We start from the raw sequence: 18,234 nt of genomic DNA, 5'->3' as shown, positions 1-18,234 counted from the left end.
CTTGTCTGCGCCTGACTGGAGCCTGAAGGAACGTTTAGCTCAGAGCGGGTCGTCAACCTCGTCGATCAGCACCGAGCCGTCGCTGTCGCGGCGTACGCGGGTAATACCTGGGTACTCGACCTCCAGGCGCAGCAACTCCTGCTCCTGGCGGTCCAGGTCACTCTGTTGCCGGCGCACTTGTAGCAATAAGCGCTGGTTCTCGTCGCGTAGCAAAAACAGATCGATGGCGGCACGCAAGGCGGCTTCGACTTCGAAGTCGGCCCAGGGCTTGGAGATGAAACGGTAGATTTCTGCCTGGTTGATCGCTTGCAACATCGACTGGCGGTCGCCGTGCGCGCTGAGCAGGATGCGCAGGGCGTTGGGCTGCCGCTGGCGGGCGAACTGCAGGTAGGTGATGCCATCCAGCTCCGGCATCCTCAGGTCAGAGACGATTACCGCGTACTCATGTTCGGTCAATGCCTCGAGGGCCGTCTGCGCGTTGCTGAATGCATGCACCACCCAGTCGTAGGGATGTAACAGCCGTTGCAGGGCGCTGAGTACGTGTGGTTCATCATCCAGCAGTTGAATTTTGATCATCCGACGTGCTCCTGCTGACTGATGGGGGTGACTTCGGGCTTGTGGATGAAGAGGGTGTAGTGCGAGCCCTCGGCGGCTTCGAACGCGACCAGCTTGTCGATCAGCAGGCGAGTCAGTTGTTTGCCTTCGTTGAGCAGCAACATGCCGTTGGCCGCGTGAAGGTTGCGTGCCAGGGTCATGCCGGGTGCCAGGCGGCGGGTATCCAGAGGCACGATAGTGGCGTCAGCCATGGCCAGGTCTGGCGCCAGGCTGGTGCAGAGATTGATGAAGCGTTCGCATAGCTGCGGGTCATAGAGGGTGCCGGCGTATTTCTTGATCAGCAGCAGCGCCTCATCACGGTTCAGGTGGCGATCCAGGAACAGGCCGCACTGCAACTCGATAAAGTCCACGGCCAGTTTGATCAGGCGTGAACCGAAGGGAATCTCCAGCTCCTTCAGATGGTCGGGGAAGCCACGACCGTCCCAGCGTTCCTGATGATGGCGTATCAGCAGGGCCGCATCCTGCAGCGGCTCGAGGGTCATCAGCAGGTTCTCGCCAATAACCGGGTAAAGTTGGTAGCGCTGGCGCTCTTCGCGGTACAGCACATCCGCCGGCCGGTTGAGCAGCCGGTCATCCCAGCTCAGCTTACCGAGGTTGTACAGCGCGGCAGCCATGCTCAGGTCACGGCTGGGCCCCTCATCGAGGTTGTGATGGTCGGCGTAGGCACGCACCAGTGCGATGACCTGGGCGTTGGTCTGCTTGTCCTTGGGCAAGCGTTGGTTGAGTAGCAGTGAAAACACCTCGGTGGCCGTCATGTAGCTGTGTTTCAGCTCGGCGAAGGCCAGGTCGAGCATGTCGGCAGTCTGTTGCAGCTCGCTGGTGCGGTCGCGCACCCGTTGCTCGAGGGTCGCGTTGAGTTCTTGCAGGCGCTGGTTCTGCTCATGGGTCAGCTGTTCAAGGCGCTCGCGCTCGCGCTCGGAGTGCTGAAACGCCAGGGCTTGGCGGATCATCAGGCGCATTTCATCGTCATCCCAGGGTTTGCTGATGTAGCGGTAGATCTGTCCCTGGTTGATCGCCTTGATGGTGGCGCCGATGTCGGTGTGACCGGTCAACAGGATGCGCAGACAATCGGGCCAGCGCTGATGAATTTTGGCCAGCAGGGTGGCGCCGTCCATGCCCGGCATGCGCGAATCGGATATCACCAGATCGATCGGCTGTTGGCTGAGTTGCTGCAATGCCTGAACGCCGTCACTGGCGGTGAGGACCTGGTAGGGCTCATGACGGAGGATACGGCGCAGGCTGTTGAGGATGTTTTCCTCATCGTCAACCAGCAGCAAGGTCGCCCTGGGTTGTTCGTTCATGAGGTTACGCCCCCCATATGTACCGCGAGCGGCTGACAGACCGGCAGCCAGATGCGGAAACGCGTGCCTTGGCCGAGCGCGCTGCTCACCTCGATACGACCATGGTGTTTCTGCACGATGTTGTACGACAGCGATAAGCCCAGACCGGTCCCTTTGCCCACCGGTTTGGTGGTGTAGAAGGGTTCGTAGATGCGGTGGAGCAGGTGCGGCTCGATGCCTTTGCCGGTGTCTTCCACCTCCAGCCAGACCCAATCCCCCTCGTGGCCACTACGCAGGGTGATGCGGCCGAACTTATCCATGGCGTGAGCGGCGTTGACCAGCAGGTTCATCACCACCTGGTTGATCTGCGAGGGGATGCACTCCAGTTCTGGCAGCTCGCCATACTCCTTGACGACCTCGGCTTTGTACTTGAGCTCGTTATTGACCACGTTAAGTGTGGTGTCCAGGCCACGGTGCAGGTCGGCGAGACGAAACTCCTCCTCCTCTATGTGCGAAAAGTCCTTGAGTGCGGTGATGATTTTCTTGACCCGATCGATGCCATCCTCGGATTCGTTGATCAGCGCTTCGACATCGCTACGGATGTAGTCGTACTCCAGGCTGCGTTTGAGCTGGCGCAACTCGTCGAGGCTGGCCACGCTGTCCACCGCGTCGATGATGCGCAGCAGGTCCTGGACGTAGCTGGCGAGGGTCTTCAGGTTAGAAAAGACATAGCCAATCGGGTTGTTGATCTCATGCGCCACGCCGGCCGCGAGCTGACCGATGGCGGCGAGCTTTTCCGATTGCAGGAGCTGCGCATTGGCTGTCTCCAGCTTCTTGATCAATTGCTCTTGATCGATCTGCTTGCTGCTCAAGGCATTCAGCGCCGCATCCAGCTGCTCGTTGGAACGGGCGAATTCGCTGGTGTCATAGAGCAGCAGGCCGAAGCATTGCTGGCCACCCGGGTCGCTGAAAGGAAATATCAGGCTACTCTGCAGCACGGAGGGCACCGATTGACCTGAGGGTGTATAGGGCAAGTGGATGAGGGGGGCGTTTTCGTGCCACTGGGTGATGACGTGCAACCCCTGATCGCGGGCCTGGATCACCATCTGGTCGAGGCGAGGGGTATCGGCTTCGGGGAAAACCTGGGTCAGCGGCTGTTGCCTGGCGTGCTCGAGCGCCTTGCCGACACACTGGCTGATGAAGCCGTTCCAATACTGAATGCGCAGCTCTGAATCCAGGATGATTACGCCGATGTCCAGGTGTTCGATCAGAGCACTGGCCAAATTGCTTTGGCTGTCGTCCATGGCTGGCTCCCGGGTGAGGGCGAAGAGGCAACGGGGTTTACGATGCCTGCCTCAATAATAGGCGATATTTTGTCCGTCAGTTAAATGACGCTTAAATTGTGGCGACACCTGCCGGTGGCAACCATACTTCTTTCCAGCACTCCCTGAAATCAGGTTAGACCATGGTTCCAGACACTGTAGATGACTCGCTGATTCGCTACCGATTTCAGTTTTCGGACGGCCGCAGCTGGCAACATTGCGTAGAGATGGAGCCTGGCGTAGAGATGGAGTCTGACCCCGCAAAGGGCGCGAACCTGCCAGCCTGGACGCGGTTGGCTTTCCATCAATGTGCCCATTGCCCGTTGCAGGTCGAACGGACGCTGCACTGTCCCTTTGCCGTGGCGTTGGTGGCACCGGTGGTGCTGCTGGAACAGTCGCCGTCCTATGAGCGGGTCGGGGTCGAAGTGCATTGGCGCGGGCGCGAGATTCGCCAGCGCACCACCTTGCAGCGCGCCATGGGCTCCTTGCTCGGCGTGTTGGGCGCGACCTCCGGCTGTCCGTACACGCGATTGTTCAAGGCCATGGCCTGGTTTCATCTGCCCTTCAGCGGTACGGACGAAACCCTCTATCGGGCATTTGGCACCTACTTGCTGGGTCAATACTTGCGCGAGCAGCGCGGGCTGAGTGCGGACTGGTCGATGAGTGAACTGCGCGAGGTGTATCGCAACGTGCGTCTGGTCAATCTGGGCATGACCAACCGCTTGCGGGCCGCACTCGTCGAGGACTCTGGGCCGAATGGGATGGTCCTGCTCGATTTACTGGCCGCCGATACCCTGTATTCGCTGGACCAGTATGAGGGTGAGCTGGACCGCTACTTCGCGGCGTTTTTTGAGTAGGCGCCGGCCGTGAAGGTCGCGGGCAAGATTATTGCGACTGTTGCAGCGGTTAAACGCGAGGAAGGCGTTTAGCGCTCGTCCAAGGCGAAGGCGGTCAGGGTAAAGGTCGCAATTCCTATGTCTTGCAGTTTCTGCGAGCCACCCAGTTCCGGCAGGTCGATGATTGCCGCGGCCTCATAAATGCTGGCGCCCATTCGCCGCACCAGTTGCGCGGCGGCCAACAGGGTGCCGCCGGTGGCGATCAGATCATCGAAGATCAGCACCTGGTCGCCTTCGCAGAGGCTGTCGGCATGCACTTCGAGGAAGGCTTCGCCGTACTCGGTCTGGTAGCCGGCGCTGAGTACGGCCGCCGGCAGTTTGCCTTGCTTGCGAAACAGAATCAGCGGTTTGTTCAGCTCGTAGGCGATGATCGAACCGATCAGGAAACCGCGGGCATCCATGGCGGCGATATGGCTGAACTCGGCTTCGACATAGCGTTGGATAAAGCTGTCGGCGACCATGCGCAAGGCGCGTGGCGACTGAAACAGCGGGGTGATATCGCGAAACACCACGCCGGGCTTGGGGAAGTCGATGACCGGGCGGATCAGGGATTTGATGCTGAATTCGTCGAAAATCATCGCAAGACTCCTGTGCCTGTCGGGCGAAGGGACAACGGGTCTATTTCAGATTAGTCGGCAGCGGCACTTCAGCCATCGTAGTTGCCGCCAGCCAGGGCGCACAGCTCGATGGGATTAAGAATAATGACTTCCTTGCCTTCGGCTTCGAGCAACTTGTTCTGTTGGAAACGGGTAAATACCCGCGAGACGGTTTCCACCGCCAAGCCCAGGTAGTTGCCGATTTCGTTGCGCGACATGGCCAGGCGGAACTGATTGGCGGAAAAACCGCGCGCACGGAAGCGCGCCGACAGGTTGACCAGGAAGGTGGCGATGCGCTCATCGGCGGTTTTTTTCGACAGCAGCAACATCATTTGCTGGTCGTCGCGGATCTCCCGGCTCATCACGCGCATCAGCTGGCGACGCAGTTTCGGCAGTTGCACCGACAGCTCATCGAGCCGTTCGAAGGGGATCTCGCAGACCGAGGTGGTTTCCAGGGCTTGAGCGGAGACCGGATAGGTTTCGGTATCCATTCCCGACAGACCGACCAGCTCACTGGGGAGATGGAAGCCGGTGATCTGCTCTTCACCCGCATCGCTCAGGCTGAAGGTCTTCAGTGCGCCTGAGCGCACGGCGAAAACCGAACCGAAGGCATCGCCCTGGCGAAACAGGAATTCGCCTTTGTTTATCGGCCGCCCGCGTTTGACGATGTCGTCCAGTGCGTCCATATCTTCGAGGTTCAGCGAAAGCGGCAGGCACAGACTGGCCAGGCTGCAATCCTTGCAATGGGCTTGGTGTGGCGTACGCAGCTTGATGCTCTCGGACATCGACCTTGCTTCCTGGGTTAAACACACAATAGATGTAAGGGTACAGCAGGGCGGTGGCCTCAGCCAGTCGATGAGTGCTTACCGGCGAGGCGGGTTTGGCCTGTCGACGGCGCAATCTGCAAGTACCAGCTTCGACCGCTTGGGGAGCCGCTTGAGGTTGCCCCTGCGCGGCGCCAAATCTGGCGCCGCGCAGGGGCGGCTCGGCGAAGAAATAGCGCTAAATCACCCGGGAGAAACGTTGGCGACTGTGCTGGTTCAGGTAATGGTCGAACAGCATGCACAGTGAGCGCACCAGCAGTCGACCGGAGGGACGCACATCAATGCTCCTGTCGCTCAACACAAGCAGCCCGTCCTTGGCCATCTGCTGCAGCTGCGGCCAGATATCGGCAAAGCAGTCGCGGAAGTCGATCCCGAACGCCTGCTCGATCATGGCGAAATCCAGCTGGAAGTGGCAGATCAATTGCTGGATCACCGCACGGCGTACCCGGTCGTCGGCGGTGCACTGCAGGCCGCGTTGAATGCTCAGTTGGCCACTGCTGAGGTTCTGCTGGTAGGCGCCGAGGTCGCTGTTGTTCTGGCAAAAGAGGTCGCCGATCTGACTGATGGCCGAGACGCCCAAGCCAATCACGTCGCAGTGGCCGTGGGTGGTGTAGCCCTGGAAGTTGCGCTGCAGGCTGCCATCCTCCTGAGCGCTGGCCAGTTCGTCATCGGGCAGGGCGAAGTGATCCATGCCGATGTAGCGGTAACCTGCGGCATTCAGTTGTTCGATGCTGTTGTGCAGCATGGCCAGTTTTTTACCGGCGCTGGGCAGCTCGCCGCAGTCGATGCGCCGCTGCGGCATGAAGCGTTCGGGCAGGTGGGCGTAGTTGAACAGTGACAGGCGGTCGGGTTGCAGGTCGATGACCGCCTCGACGGTACGGGCAAAATGCTCCGGGGTTTGCAGGGGTAGGCCGTAGATCAGGTCGATACTCACCGAGCGGAACTGCAGGGTGCGCGCGGCTTCGACGATGGCGCGGGTTTCTTCGAGGCTTTGCAGGCGGTTGATGGCGCGCTGCACGGCGGGGTCGAGATCCTGTACGCCAATACTCACCCGGTTAAAGCCCAGCTCGCGGAGCAGACCCATGGTCGGCCAATCAGCCTCGCGCGGGTCGATCTCGATGCCGTAGTCCCCCGAGTCGTCATCCAGCAGAGTGAAGTGCTGGTGCAGCTGGTTCATAAGAAGGCGCAGTTCGTCGTGGCTGAGAAAGGTCGGTGTGCCACCGCCCAGGTGCAACTGCTCAACCCTTTGCCGTTCATCGAGATGCCGGCCAACCAGTGTCATTTCCTGCGCCAGTGCCTGTAGATAGGCATGGGCGCGACCGCGATCCTTGGTGATGACCTTGTTGCAGGCGCAGTAGTAGCAAATGTTGGCGCAGAACGGCACATGCACATACAGCGACAACGGACGCTGCGCCTTGCGACTGTCGCGCAGGGCGTGGAGCAGGTCGAACGCGCCGATGCCTGGATGAAATTGCAGGGCGGTTGGGTAGGAGGTGTAGCGTGGTCCGGCCTGATCATAGCGGCGGATCAGCTCGCTATCCCAGTGGATGGCATCGAGCATGCGGGCATTCCCTGGATGGGCTAACAGTCCGGGGAGTCTAGAGAGGCCGGGTTCGGCCTGTCTTGATACAGATCAAGACAGGCCGAGCTTACTGGGCACCGCAGAAGCTGGTGCCTGCTTAATGGCCCATCAACCAGTGCTGATGAGGGCCGGGCAAGGTCCACAGGCCGAATAGAATGACCAGCAGGCCGCCGGCCATGCGTACTCCGCGTTTGCGCAACAAGGCCGTCAGGCGTTCGGCGGCCATGCCGGTGGCCAGCAGCACCGGTAGGGTGCCGAGACCGAAGGCCAGCATCAGCGCCGCGCTATCGAGTGCGTCGCCCTGGCTCGCCGCCCAGAGCAGGGTGCTGTAGACCAGGCCGCAGGGCAGCCAGCCCCACAAGCCGCCCAGCAGTAAGGCGCGTGGCAGGCTGGTGACCGGCATGAAGCGCCGGGTCAGTGGCTGGATATGCCGCCACACGCCGCGGCCGAGCGCTTCGATGCGGGTCAGGCCGCTCCACCAGCCGGCCAGGTACAGGCCCATGGCGATCAGCAGCAGCGCCGCGATCACCCGCAGCACCATGGCCGCCGGGCTGCTGGCCACGGCCCAGCCCGCCAGGCCAAGCAGCAGGCCGGCGATGGCGTAACTGCAAATGCGCCCGAGGTTATAGCTCAGTAACAGCTGAAAGCGTTGGGCCCGATGCTCGGCGGGAATGGCCAGGGTCAAGGCGCCCATCAGGCCGCCACACATGCCCAGGCAATGCCCGCCACCGAGCAAGCCGAGAATCAACGCGGACAACAGCAGAGGTGCCAGCTCAGGCATGCGGCGGGTCCTTGGGTTCGTCCTGTTTTTGCGCCTGGTCGACACCGGCCTTGTGCATCGGGTCGTCGTCGTCGAACAGGATGCTATGGGCGGGGCCGTCCAGGTCGTCGTACTGGCCGCTGTCGACCGCCCAGAAGAACAGCCAGATGGCGAAGGCGACCAGCACCAGGGCGACGGGAATCAGGATGTACAGCGCGGGCATGGGGTCTCCGGGCGACTGGTGAGGGTCGGGGTAGGCTGGCCTAGAGCGCAGCGCAATCCAGCGGTTGAGCAGACTGGGTTTCGCCAAAAAACGGCTCTACCCAGCCTACGGCTTGGGTACTCGGGTCAAGCGTAAGGCATTGAGCACCACCAGCAGCGAGCTGAGCGACATACCGAGGGCGGCCCAGATCGGAGTGATCCAGCCAAGGGCGGCGAACGGCAGGACCAGGCCATTGTACAGGCTGGCCCAGGCCAGGTTCTCGATGATGATCCGACGCGTGCGTCGCGCCAGGGTGAAGGCCTGGATCAGGGCGGTCAATCGGTTGCTCAGCAGCACGGCGTCGGCGCTGGTTTTCGCCAGGTCGGTGGCGCTGCCCATGGCCACGCTGATATCGGCGCCTGCCAGCACCGGCACGTCATTCACCCCGTCGCCGAGCATCAGTACGCGGCGGCCTTGTTCATGCAGCTTTTTCAGCTCGGCCAGTTTCGCATCGGGCGTCAGGCCGCCATAGGCCTGCTCGATGCCCAGTTGACGCGCCACTTCGGCGACCATCGGCGAGCTGTCGCCGGACAGCAGCAGCACCTGCCAGCCACGCTCGCGGCAGGCGGCGAGCAGCGCGGGGGCGTCGTCGCGCAGGCGGTCGTCGAGGACGAACCAGGCGAGCGGGCCCAGGCGGTCGCCGAGCAACAGCCATTGGCCCCGATCGGCGGGAATCGCTGGTGGGGACTGGCCGCTGAGTTCGCAGACAAAGGCGGCCTGACCGATGCGCAACTGGCGATCCGCAACCCAGCCCTGCAGGCCCAATCCGGGAATGCTGTCGACCCGTTCGGCGGCTTGCGTGGCACGGCCGAAGGCGCGGGCGATGGGGTGTTCGGAGCGAGTCTCCAGGGCGGCCGCCAGGGCCAGGCAGGCGTCGCTGTCCAGCGCGCCGAGCGGATGAATGGCGCTCAGGGTCAGGCGTCCTTCGGTGAGGGTGCCGGTCTTGTCGAAGATCACCGTGTCGATCTGGTTGAGGCCTTCCAGCACATGGCCGCGGGTCAGCAGCATGCCGAGTTTGTGCAGGCTGCCGGTCGCCGCGGTCAATGCAGTCGGGGTCGCCAGTGCCAGGGCGCAGGGACAGGTGGCGACCAGCAGGGCCAACACCACCCAGAAGGCGCGGGACGAGTCGATCTGCCACCAGACCAGGCCGACGATGGTCGCGGCAAGCAGGACGATCAACAAGAACCATTGCGCGGCCTGTTCGGCTATTTCGGCCAGGCGCGGCTTATCGCTCTGCGCGCGTTCGAGCAGGCGCACGATGGCCGACAGACGGGTGGCATCGCCAAGGGCTTCGACCTCGACCGTCAGCGGGCTTTCGACGTTAAGGGTGCCGGCGGTGACGCTATCGCCGACACCGCGTGGCTGAGGCAGGTATTCGCCGGTCAGCAGGGACTCATCGACGCTGGACTGACCGCTGAGGATGCGTCCGTCGGCAGGCAGCAGGGCGCCGGGCGGCACCAGCACCCGTTCGCCAGTCTGCAACTCGCTGAGCAGAACGCGCTGGGTCTGGCCATCGGCGTCGAGGCGTAAACAGGAGGCCGGCAATAGTTGCACAAGCTGCGCGGTGGCCGCCGCCGTGCGCTCGCGGGCTCGGCGTTCCAGGTAGCGGCCGGCCAGGAGGAACAGGGCGAACATGCCCACCGCGTCGAAATACAGCTCGCCATCTCCGGTGACCGTCGACCAGATGCCGGCCGCATAGGCGCCGCCTATCGCCAGGGAGACCGAGAGGTCCATGCTCAGGTGGCGGGTGCGCAAATCGCGCAGGGCGCCGCGGAAGAACTGCCCGCAACAGTAGAAGACGATCGGTGTGGTGAGGAACAGGCTGACCCAGCGCAGAATCTTGTCCAGCTCGGGGCTGAGGTCGATGTTGAATTCCGGCCAGGTGGCCATGGTGGCCATCATCACCTGAATCCACAGCAACCCGGCCACCCCCAATTGGCGCATGGCCCGGCGGTTTTCCCGGGCAAGTTGCTCGGCCGCGGCATCGGCCTGCCAGGGATGGCCTGCATAACCGATGCTGCGCAGTTCCTTTAGCAGTTGACTGAGCGGCAGCTGGCTGTCGGCCCAGCGCACCTGCAGGCGGTGGTTGGACAGGTTGAGGTTGGCTGCGGCTATGCCGGGCAGGCCACGCAGGTGTTTTTCGATCAGCCAGGCGCAGGCGGCGCAACTGATGCCTTCAATCAATAGATTGGTTTCGCTGAGCGCGCCCTGATGTTCGACGAAGGGCGCCTGCACCTCGGCGCGGTCGTACAGCGCCAGCTCGTCGGGCAGCGCTTGCGGCAGTTCCTGCGGGTTGGCGGCGCGCTCGCTGCGGTGCTTGTAGTAGTGCTCGAGGCCGCCGGCGACTATGGCTTCGGCCACCGCCTGGCAGCCGGGGCAGCACAGCGCCCGGCTCTCGCCCAGCACCTGGGCGTGAAACTGGCTGCCGGCTGGAACCGGCAAGCCGCAGTGGTAGCAGGGGATGGGACTCGCCATGGGGGGACAGTCTTGAGTCTGACGTTGGGACGTAGTGCGTCCGGCAGCGGGCATCATCGGTCGTCCGATTGCTTACTGCGCAACGCCGAGGCGGATGGTCTTGCCGGTTTCCAGGGTGCGCTCTTCGAACAGGCGCCAATCCTTGCCGCCTTCCTGGCCAATCAGCTCGACGAAACGACGACCGCGCACCACGTCCTGCATCTGTCCGCGATACAGACCCTGGCCCTGGTGTTGCAGGACGATGCGCCGATCGCGTTCGGGTTGAGTCGGCGACAACAGGTTCAGTACCAACTGCGCCGGGCCGCTGTAGCCTTGCAGATGCAGCTCGGCCACGCCGGCCTCTTCATCGAGCTTGAGACTGGCGTGTAGCTTCAGCTGCTCGGCGAGTTTCTCGCGTTCCAGTGACTGGTTGATGCCCTTGCCGACCTCGTAATAGTCATCGGAGATCAGCCCTGGCGGATTGCGGGTGGCGATGGTCAGCAAAGTCAGGCCTTGGACTACCGAATAGCCCAGGAGCGCCAGGATGAACCAGGGCCAGAATTGCTTGTACCAGGGTTTGACCGGTGTTTCGTTAGGCATGCCGTGGTTACTCGTCAGCGGACACTGGGGCCGATAAAGCGGCTCTCGGCGTCGTTGTGGATGCTTGCATCGTCAGCAGAGCGGATGCGGAAGATGATTTCGTTGGCGCTTGAGGGCAGCTTTTCCGGTTCGATCGACAGTTCGACCGGCAGTGACAGCACTTCGCCAGCCAGGGCCTTGATCTCACGCTTGCCTTCATAGACCAGGCCATCGAGGCCATCGGCTTCGATCAGAAAGGTCACGTCTTGCTGAGACTTGTTCATGATTTTCAAGGTGTAGACGTTCTCGATGCGGCCCTGTTCATTCTCGCGGTAGAGCACGCGGTCCTTGAGCACGTCGAGTTCAACCAGTGAACGGTCGGCCACGGCCCAGGCAAACAGCCCCATCATCGCCAGCAGGGCGAGGGCGTAGCCGATCAGACGTGGGCGCAGTAGCTGAGTGGTGTGGCCGGAGAGGTTGTGCTCGGTGGTGTAACTGATCAGCCCTTTCGGGTAGTTCATCTTCTCCATGATGTTGTCGCAGGCGTCGATACAGGCGGCGCAACCGATGCATTCGACTTGCAGGCCATCGCGGATGTCGATGCCGGTAGGGCAGACCTGCACGCACATCTTGCAGTCGATGCAGTCGCCAAGACCTTCGGCTTTGTAGTCGGCGTCCTTCTTGCGTGGGCCGCGGTGTTCGCCGCGCCGCGGGTCATAGGAGACGATCAGGGTGTCCTGGTCGAACATCACGCTCTGGAAGCGCGCATACGGGCACATATAGATGCACACCTGTTCGCGCAGCCAGCCGGCGTTGCCGTAGGTGGCGAGGGTGAAGAAACCCACCCAGAACGCCGCCCAGCCACTGGCCTCAAGGGTGAACAGTTCGGGGATCAGCTGGCGGATCGGCGCGAAGTAGCCGACGAAGGTCAGCGCGGTGGCCAGGGAAACGCCGACCCAGATACCGTGCTTGGCCAGCTTGCGCAGGAACTTCTGTCCGCTCATGGGGGTTTTGTCGAGCCGCATGCGCTGATTGCGGTCGCCTTCGGTGACCTTTTCCGCCCACATGAATACCCAGGTAAACACGCTCTGCGGGCAGGTGTAGCCGCACCAGACGCGGCCGGCGAACACGGTGATGAAGAACAGGCCGAAGGCGGCGATGATCAACAGGGCGGAGAGCAGGACGAAGTCCTGTGGCCAGTAAGTGGCGCCAAAGATATGGAATTTGCGCTCGGGCAGATTCCACCAGACTGCCTGGCGACCATTCCAGGTGAGCCAGACCGTGCCGAAATACAGGAGAAACAGGAAGGCACCACCGAGCATGCGCAAATTGCGGAAGATGCCGGTGAAGGCGCGGGTATAGATTTTTTCGCGGTTGGCGTAGAGGTCGACGGTTTCGACTTTAGCCGGAGCAGGGGTGACGTCTTTAACGGGAATCTGTGCGCTCATCAGTTGCTACCACAGCGGTTGGTTGGCTGCCCCGGCCGATACATGCCAGCCGGGGTCATTTCACTCTTACGCTATGGTACGCCTGACAAGGCCCTGTTTGGGTGCGACGGTGGGTCGCGCTTGATACAGGGCTTGTCCGGTCAAGCTTACTGCTGCGCAGGCTTCTGCGACAGGCTGTACACATAGGCGGCCAACAGGTGCACCTTGTCGTTACCGAGGTGATCTGCCTGAGCCGGCATACGACCGTTGCGGCCGTAACGCAGGGTCTGCTGCACCTGAGCGAAGCTGGAGCCGTAGAGCCAGGTCTTGTCGGTCAGATTTGCCGAGCCCATGGCCTGCTGGCCTTTCGCGTCGGGGCCATGGCACACCGCACAGTTGGCGGCGAAGATCTGCTGGCCGGCGGCCAAATCGACTTCCACGCCTTCCGGGCTCTTCAGGCCGGACAGGCTGCGTACGTAGCCGGCAACGTTCTTGATGCCTTCCTCGCCGAGGATGTCCTTCCAGGCCGGCATGGCCGCCTGACGACCACCCATGATGGTGGTCTTGATGGTTGCTGCTTCGCCGCCATACAGCCAGTCATTGTCAGTCAGGTTGGGGAAGCCATAAGCGCCCTTGGCGTCGGAGCCATGGCACACCGAGCAGTTGGAGGCGAACAGGCGACCGCCCATTTTCAGCGCTTGCTCGTCTTGGGCAACCTGTTCGATCGGCATCGCCGCGTACTTGGCGAAGATCGGCCCGTACTGAGCGTCGGCCTTGGCCATTTCCTTTTCCCACTGGTGCACACCGGTCCAGCCGGCGTTGCGCTGTCCACCATCGGCGATTTGCACGTTGGCGGCGAACGGCGTCTTGGCCTCGTTATCGAGGTGGTCGTAGCCCGGCAGCAGGCCTTTCCAGTTACCCAGGCCCGGGTAGAGCACCAGGTAGCCGAGGGCGAAGATGATGGTGCCGATGAACAGCATGAACCACCACTTGGGCAGCGGGTTGTCATACTCCTCGATGCCGTCGAACACGTGGCCGACGGTTTCTTCGGTGCTCTCCTGACGCTGGCCCTTGCGGGTGCCGAAGATCAGCCACGTCAGGGCGAAGATGGTACCGAGGGAGAGGATGGTTACATACCAATTCCAGAATGTGGTCATTGGTTATTGCTCCTGGAAGATTGCTCGTCACGCGCTTTGGGTTTGGGATCATCGGCGAATGGCAGGTTGGCGGCTTCGTCGAAGTTCGATTTGCGCTTGCTGCTATAGGCCCAGAGCACCACGCCGATAAAGGCGATGAACACCACTGCCGTGCCTATGCCGCGAATAGTCCCGATATCCATGTCGCGTTACCGTTTGTTCTTGATGGAGGTGCCGAGAACCTGCAGGTACGCGACCAGCGCGTCCATTTCGGTCTTGCCCTTCACGGCGTCTTTAGCCCCGGCGATGTCTTCATCGCTATAGGGGATGCCAAAGCCACGCATGACTTCCAGCTTTTTCGCGGTGTCCTTGCCGTCGAGTTTGTGCTCGACCAGCCAGGGGTAGGCCGGCATCTTCGACTCAGGCACCACGTTGCGCGGGTTGTACAGGTGCGCGCGGTGCCATTCGTCCGAGTAGCGCGCGCCGACCCGGGCCAGGTCCGGGCCGGTACGCTTGGAGCCCCACAGGAAAGGGTGGTCGTAGACGCTTTCACCGGCGACCGAGTAGTGGCCATAGCGCTCGGTCTCGGCGCGGAACGGACGGATCATCTGCGAGTGGCAGCCGACGCAGCCGTTCTTGATGTAAACGTCACGGCCTTCCAGCTGCAGTGCGGTGTAAGGCTTGAGGCCCTCCACCGGCTCGTTGGTGACATCCTGGAAAAACAGCGGAACGATCTGGGTCAGGCCACCGATGCTGACGGCGAGTACCATCAGCAGCGCCATCAGACCGATATTCTTCTCGATGATTTCGTGTTTCATCAGTGAGCCACTCCGACGGGAATCTGCGCAGCCGCATCGTATTCAGCCGGCTTGGCGGCACGCACGGTGCGGAAGGTGTTGTAAGCCATGAACAGCATGCCGGTGGCGAAGAACGCGCCGCCAATCATGCGCACCACATAACCCGGGTGGCTGGCTTCCAGCGCTTCGACGAAGGAGTAGGTGAGGGTGCCGTCTTCGTTGACTGCACGCCACATCAGGCCCTGGGTGATGCCGTTGACCCACATCGAGGCGATGTACAGCACGGTGCCGATAGTCGCCAGCCAGAAATGCACGTTGATCAGGGCGATGCTGTGCATCTGCTCGCGGCCATAGACCTTGGGCAGCATGTGGTACAGCGCACCGATGGAGATCATCGCCACCCAGCCGAGGGCACCGGCATGTACGTGGCCGATGGTCCAGTCGGTGTAGTGGGACAAGGCGTTGACCGTCTTGATCGCCATCATCGGGCCTTCGAAGGTGGACATGCCGTAGAAGGCCAGGGACACCACCAAAAAGCGCAGGATCGGGTCGGTGCGCAGCTTATGCCAAGCGCCGGACAGGCTCATCATGCCGTTGATCATGCCGCCCCAGCTCGGCGCCAGGAGGATGATCGACATGGCCATGCCGAGGCTCTGCGCCCAATCCGGCAGAGCGGTGTAGTGCAGGTGGTGCGGACCGGCCCAGATGTACAGGGTGATCAGCGCCCAGAAGTGCACGATGGACAGACGATAGGAGTAGATCGGGCGCTCGGCCTGCTTCGGTACGAAGTAGTACATCATGCCGAGGAAGCCGGTGGTCAGGAAGAAGCCCACGGCGTTATGCCCGTACCACCACTGAATCATCGCGTCGGTTGCGCCCGAGTAAGCCGAATAGGACTTGAACAGGCTGACCGGAACCGCGGCGCTGTTGACGACGTGCAGTAGCGCGGTGACCAGGATGAAGGCACCGAAGAACCAGTTGCCGACATAGATGTGCTTGGTCTTGCGCTTGACGATGGTGCCGAAGAACACCACTGCATAAGCGACCCAGACGACGCCCAGAAGCAGGTCGATCGGCCACTCGAGCTCGGCGTATTCCTTGGAGCTGGTGTAACCCAGGGGCAGGGTGATTACCGCCAGCACGATCACCAACTGCCAACCCCAGAAGACGAACGCCGCCAAGGAGTCGGAAATCAGGCGGACCTGACTGGTGCGCTGCACCACATAAAGCGACGTTGCCATCAGCGCACAACCGCCGAAGGCGAAGATCACCGCGTTGGTGTGCAGCGGACGCAGACGGCCGAAGCTCGTCCACTCCAGGCCCAGGTTGAGTTCCGGCCACACGAGTTGCGAGGCGATGAACACGCCTAGACCCATGCCAATGACTCCCCAAATCACCGTCATAACGGCGAACTGGCGAACCACCTTGTAGTTATAAGCAGTCTGACTGATTGCTGTGCTCATGCTGGGGTTCCATGGTTAATGGAGTTTTAGAGGGGCAAAAAACGGCGGCAAGTATGTAGAAAGCAGGTGGTCATTGCAACGACACACGCCGATACAAACGGGCTTTCGAGGGCTTCAGGCACGCGTTTTTGCGCAGTTCGGCAACGCAGTGTCGCTCTCCAGTGGCTCCATGCCGGCACCAGGTGGAGGGGGCAATCGCCTAGGTGTTATGGGGGAGCGCTGGTTGCAGGCAGCTTAGTCCAAGACAGCCTCCGGCAGGGCGCGGATGTCGAGGTGCGACACTCAGTCGCATCGATCTAAAAGGCACTATTTTAGCGAACAAGGCTCTCGTGAGGAGGGCAGTGTTCGGTAAGTGGGCGAGTAGGCGGTGCTGGTTATTGTGTTCATCTCTGGGCTTCTATCCTGGGTTGTGGCAGAACGTTCGAAAAGCTCGGGCGCGCGGGCAAAAGTGCCGGCGCGCAGCGACGGATTTCCAAAACGAGGCAAGCATGAGCAAAGGACAGAGCGCGGGTATTGACGGGGATCAATACGGGCAAGGGCAGGAACAGGATGGCTGGCTATGGAGCCGACCCACTGGGGCGAGCAGGGCGACCCTGATACTCGCCCACGGCGCCGGCGCACCGATGGATAGCGCTTTCATGACGCAAATGGCTGAACTACTGGCCGCGCGCGGCGTTGCGGTGCTGCGCTTCGAGTTCACCTATATGGCGGCGCGCCGGGTGGACGGCAAGAAACGCCCGCCCAATCCGCAGGCCAAGTTGCTCGAGCAGTGGCGTGAGGTCTATGGCCAGGTGCGGCAACAGGTCGCCGGGCCATTGGCCATCGGCGGCAAGTCAATGGGCGGGCGCATGGCCAGTCTGCTGGCCGATGAGCTCGGAGTGGATGCTTTAGTGTGCCTGGGCTATCCGTTCTATGCCGTGGGCAAACCGGAAAAGCCGCGGGTCGCGCACCTGGCGGAGCTGCACACGCCGACTCTGATCGTCCAGGGCGAACGCGACGCCCTGGGCAATCGACCGGCAGTGGCGAACTACCCATTGTCCGCGGCGATTCGGCTGCATTGGCTGGAAACCGGGGATCACGACCTCAAACCGCTGAAAAGCTCGGGTTTCAGCCATGAGCAGCACCTGCAGCGTGCGGCCGATGAAGTGGCGGAGTTTCTGTTGAGATGAGGACGGCAACCCCGCAGGGGTGAGACCAACAGCGCTGTCGGAACAGGCGAGTGCTGCGACGGAACAAGGCCGATAACAATCATGATCCTCGGGATCGATTGAACGCTTGGCCCCCGTTGCGCGAACTACAGAGTGGCCAGGGCGGTAACGCCCCGCACAGGCCGGATATACGAATGCAACCGCACTGACGACAGGGCAGAAAAAGCATTACTCACCGTTTGCGGGGAGAGTCCATATACGCATTGTTAGCGGTTAATGGCAGGGGCAATATGTTTGATGTGAACTCCCAGCGGAGTTTGTTCTACTTGTAACGTATATTCTCCAGTTTTTGGGAGGGTGTCGAATTCTGCTTTAGATACACATATATGATCAGGCAGTGCTTTTTCAATGGCATAACCTTTAAGGTGATATTCGCAGCCCCTTTTGCTGTGCCGTTGCTCTTTAGAAAGCTCAGTCGTTAATTTTGTATCATGGCCAAATACTTGCGTTGCAATGTCGCCGGAGCCGTGCGTTATGGCCAGAAAAAAAAGCAAAAATGCCAGAAATGGTAGTAGTGTGATGGCTAAAATTTTTGTTGGCATTGAGGTTTTTGGTTGAAATTTCGCACGCCCGATTGCAAGTGCAAAGTAGTATGTAGATACAAATAATATAGTTGCTGCGATTGCCAAGTTAAAGCCGATTCCTGCCCATTCTGACGATGGTACAAAGTCAACCCAGTATCCATATCCGCCAAGAATCGCAATCACGAAGACAAAGTTAAGCATAATAATTCTGACTTTTGATGTTTCCTCAGAGCCATATAAAACGAGCTTCCATGCCACGGTGCGACTCCTTTAACTGCTAACGAAGCTGTAGAAAAAGCCCAGCAACACTCAGCCCTTCGTCCCTCAGGGCACTTTTTTGAAGTGACCGGGCGAATGTCGGGGCGTGGCTGTTTTGGGGCCATTGAAGTTGTTTTGACCGTCCTGTAACCCGTAGGGGGGGTGTACAGGGCCGCAAAGCTGTTCTGCGGGGCGCGTGGTTCATGCCCAGGCTCCGCGATGGGCCAGTTTTTCGATGTTGTGGGTGATGC

At 61.1% G+C, this 18,234-nt stretch carries 18 protein-coding genes; 2 read left to right on the top strand and 16 right to left on the bottom strand.

All coding sequences use genetic code 11. The features are described from left to right. Positions 1–39: 39 nt before the first annotated feature. Genes FBY03_RS18455 through FBY03_RS18445 form a run of 3 tightly spaced genes read right to left on the bottom strand, consistent with a single transcriptional unit; the run spans position 40 to position 3,199 of the window. On the bottom strand, positions 40–576 hold the full coding sequence (locus tag FBY03_RS18455) for a response regulator (protein WP_147173818.1): 537 nt from the start codon (positions 574–576) through the stop codon (positions 40–42). After that, positions 573–1,916, bottom strand: a complete 1,344-nt coding sequence (locus FBY03_RS18450; protein ID WP_147173817.1) for an HD domain-containing phosphohydrolase — start codon at positions 1,914–1,916, stop codon at positions 573–575. Before FBY03_RS18450 ends, FBY03_RS18455 begins: the two co-directional genes overlap by 4 nt. Beyond that, on the bottom strand, positions 1,913–3,199 hold the full coding sequence (locus FBY03_RS18445) for an ATP-binding protein (RefSeq protein ID WP_147173816.1): 1,287 nt from the start codon (positions 3,197–3,199) through the stop codon (positions 1,913–1,915). Before FBY03_RS18445 ends, FBY03_RS18450 begins: the two co-directional genes overlap by 4 nt. 161 nt (positions 3,200–3,360) lie before the next feature. Between FBY03_RS18445 and FBY03_RS18440 the strand changes: the two genes are divergently transcribed. Next, on the top strand, positions 3,361–4,074 hold the full coding sequence (locus tag FBY03_RS18440) for a hypothetical protein (protein ID WP_178090695.1): 714 nt from the start codon (positions 3,361–3,363) through the stop codon (positions 4,072–4,074). 68 nt (positions 4,075–4,142) lie between these two features. Here the strand turns inward: FBY03_RS18440 and FBY03_RS18435 are convergent, their stop codons facing one another. The 12 genes from FBY03_RS18435 to ccoN form a co-directional block, all read right to left on the bottom strand. Continuing rightward, positions 4,143–4,691 carry an adenine phosphoribosyltransferase gene (locus FBY03_RS18435; protein WP_147173815.1) on the bottom strand — a complete coding sequence of 183 codons (549 nt, stop codon included), beginning with the start codon at positions 4,689–4,691 and terminating at the stop codon, positions 4,143–4,145. A gap of 68 nt (positions 4,692–4,759) precedes the next feature. Further along, positions 4,760–5,494: a fumarate/nitrate reduction transcriptional regulator Fnr gene (gene fnr, locus FBY03_RS18430; protein ID WP_147173814.1), complete on the bottom strand. Its 735-nt coding sequence runs from the start codon at positions 5,492–5,494 to the stop codon at positions 4,760–4,762. Between the two features lie 217 nt (positions 5,495–5,711). Further along, positions 5,712–7,094 carry an oxygen-independent coproporphyrinogen III oxidase gene (hemN, locus tag FBY03_RS18425; RefSeq protein ID WP_147173813.1) on the bottom strand — a complete coding sequence of 461 codons (1,383 nt, stop codon included), beginning with the start codon at positions 7,092–7,094 and terminating at the stop codon, positions 5,712–5,714. A gap of 118 nt (positions 7,095–7,212) precedes the next feature. Beyond that, positions 7,213–7,896, bottom strand: a complete 684-nt coding sequence (locus FBY03_RS18420; RefSeq protein ID WP_147173812.1) for a sulfite exporter TauE/SafE family protein — start codon at positions 7,894–7,896, stop codon at positions 7,213–7,215. Then, positions 7,889–8,098: a cbb3-type cytochrome oxidase assembly protein CcoS gene (ccoS, locus tag FBY03_RS18415; protein ID WP_147173811.1), complete on the bottom strand. Its 210-nt coding sequence runs from the start codon at positions 8,096–8,098 to the stop codon at positions 7,889–7,891. Before ccoS ends, FBY03_RS18420 begins: the two co-directional genes overlap by 8 nt. A 105-nt stretch (positions 8,099–8,203) precedes the next feature. Then, positions 8,204–10,612 (bottom strand): heavy metal translocating P-type ATPase, encoded by a 2,409-nt coding sequence (locus FBY03_RS18410; RefSeq protein ID WP_147173810.1) that lies wholly within the window; start codon positions 10,610–10,612, stop codon positions 8,204–8,206. A 72-nt stretch (positions 10,613–10,684) separates the two neighbouring features. Then, the gene (locus FBY03_RS18405) at positions 10,685–11,191 is read right to left on the bottom strand and encodes a FixH family protein (protein WP_147173809.1); all 507 of its coding nucleotides are present in this window, start codon (positions 11,189–11,191) and stop codon (positions 10,685–10,687) included. A gap of 14 nt (positions 11,192–11,205) precedes the next feature. After that, on the bottom strand, positions 11,206–12,618 hold the full coding sequence (ccoG, locus tag FBY03_RS18400) for a cytochrome c oxidase accessory protein CcoG (protein WP_147173808.1): 1,413 nt from the start codon (positions 12,616–12,618) through the stop codon (positions 11,206–11,208). Between the two features lie 146 nt (positions 12,619–12,764). Further along, on the bottom strand, positions 12,765–13,754 hold the full coding sequence (gene ccoP, locus FBY03_RS18395) for a cytochrome-c oxidase, cbb3-type subunit III (protein ID WP_147173807.1): 990 nt from the start codon (positions 13,752–13,754) through the stop codon (positions 12,765–12,767). Further along, complete coding sequence (locus tag FBY03_RS18390; RefSeq protein ID WP_147173806.1) at positions 13,751–13,936, bottom strand: cbb3-type cytochrome c oxidase subunit 3; 186 nt, start codon at positions 13,934–13,936, stop codon at positions 13,751–13,753. Before FBY03_RS18390 ends, ccoP begins: the two co-directional genes overlap by 4 nt. A 6-nt stretch (positions 13,937–13,942) precedes the next feature. Then, the gene (gene ccoO / locus FBY03_RS18385) at positions 13,943–14,551 is read right to left on the bottom strand and encodes a cytochrome-c oxidase, cbb3-type subunit II (protein ID WP_147173805.1); all 609 of its coding nucleotides are present in this window, start codon (positions 14,549–14,551) and stop codon (positions 13,943–13,945) included. Next, complete coding sequence (ccoN, locus tag FBY03_RS18380) at positions 14,551–15,993, bottom strand: cytochrome-c oxidase, cbb3-type subunit I (RefSeq protein ID WP_147173804.1); 1,443 nt, start codon at positions 15,991–15,993, stop codon at positions 14,551–14,553. The genes ccoO and ccoN overlap by 1 nt, the downstream gene beginning before the upstream one ends. Before the next feature lie 488 nt (positions 15,994–16,481). Here ccoN and FBY03_RS18375 point away from each other — a divergent pair, with 488 nt between their 5' ends. After that, a complete protein-coding gene (locus FBY03_RS18375) occupies positions 16,482–17,162 on the top strand; it encodes an alpha/beta family hydrolase (protein WP_147173803.1) in 681 nt (226 codons plus the stop codon). A 245-nt stretch (positions 17,163–17,407) separates the two neighbouring features. Here FBY03_RS18375 and FBY03_RS18370 read toward each other — a convergent pair whose 3' ends face one another. Then, a complete protein-coding gene (locus FBY03_RS18370; RefSeq protein ID WP_147173802.1) occupies positions 17,408–17,983 on the bottom strand; it encodes a hypothetical protein in 576 nt (191 codons plus the stop codon). Between the last annotated feature and the right edge of the window lie 251 nt (positions 17,984–18,234).

Origin of the sequence: Pseudomonas sp. SJZ079 (assembly GCF_007993865.1) — a bacterium.
GTDB lineage: Bacteria > Pseudomonadota > Gammaproteobacteria > Pseudomonadales > Pseudomonadaceae > Aquipseudomonas.
This window is presented reverse-complemented; position numbering and strand designations above follow the sequence as displayed.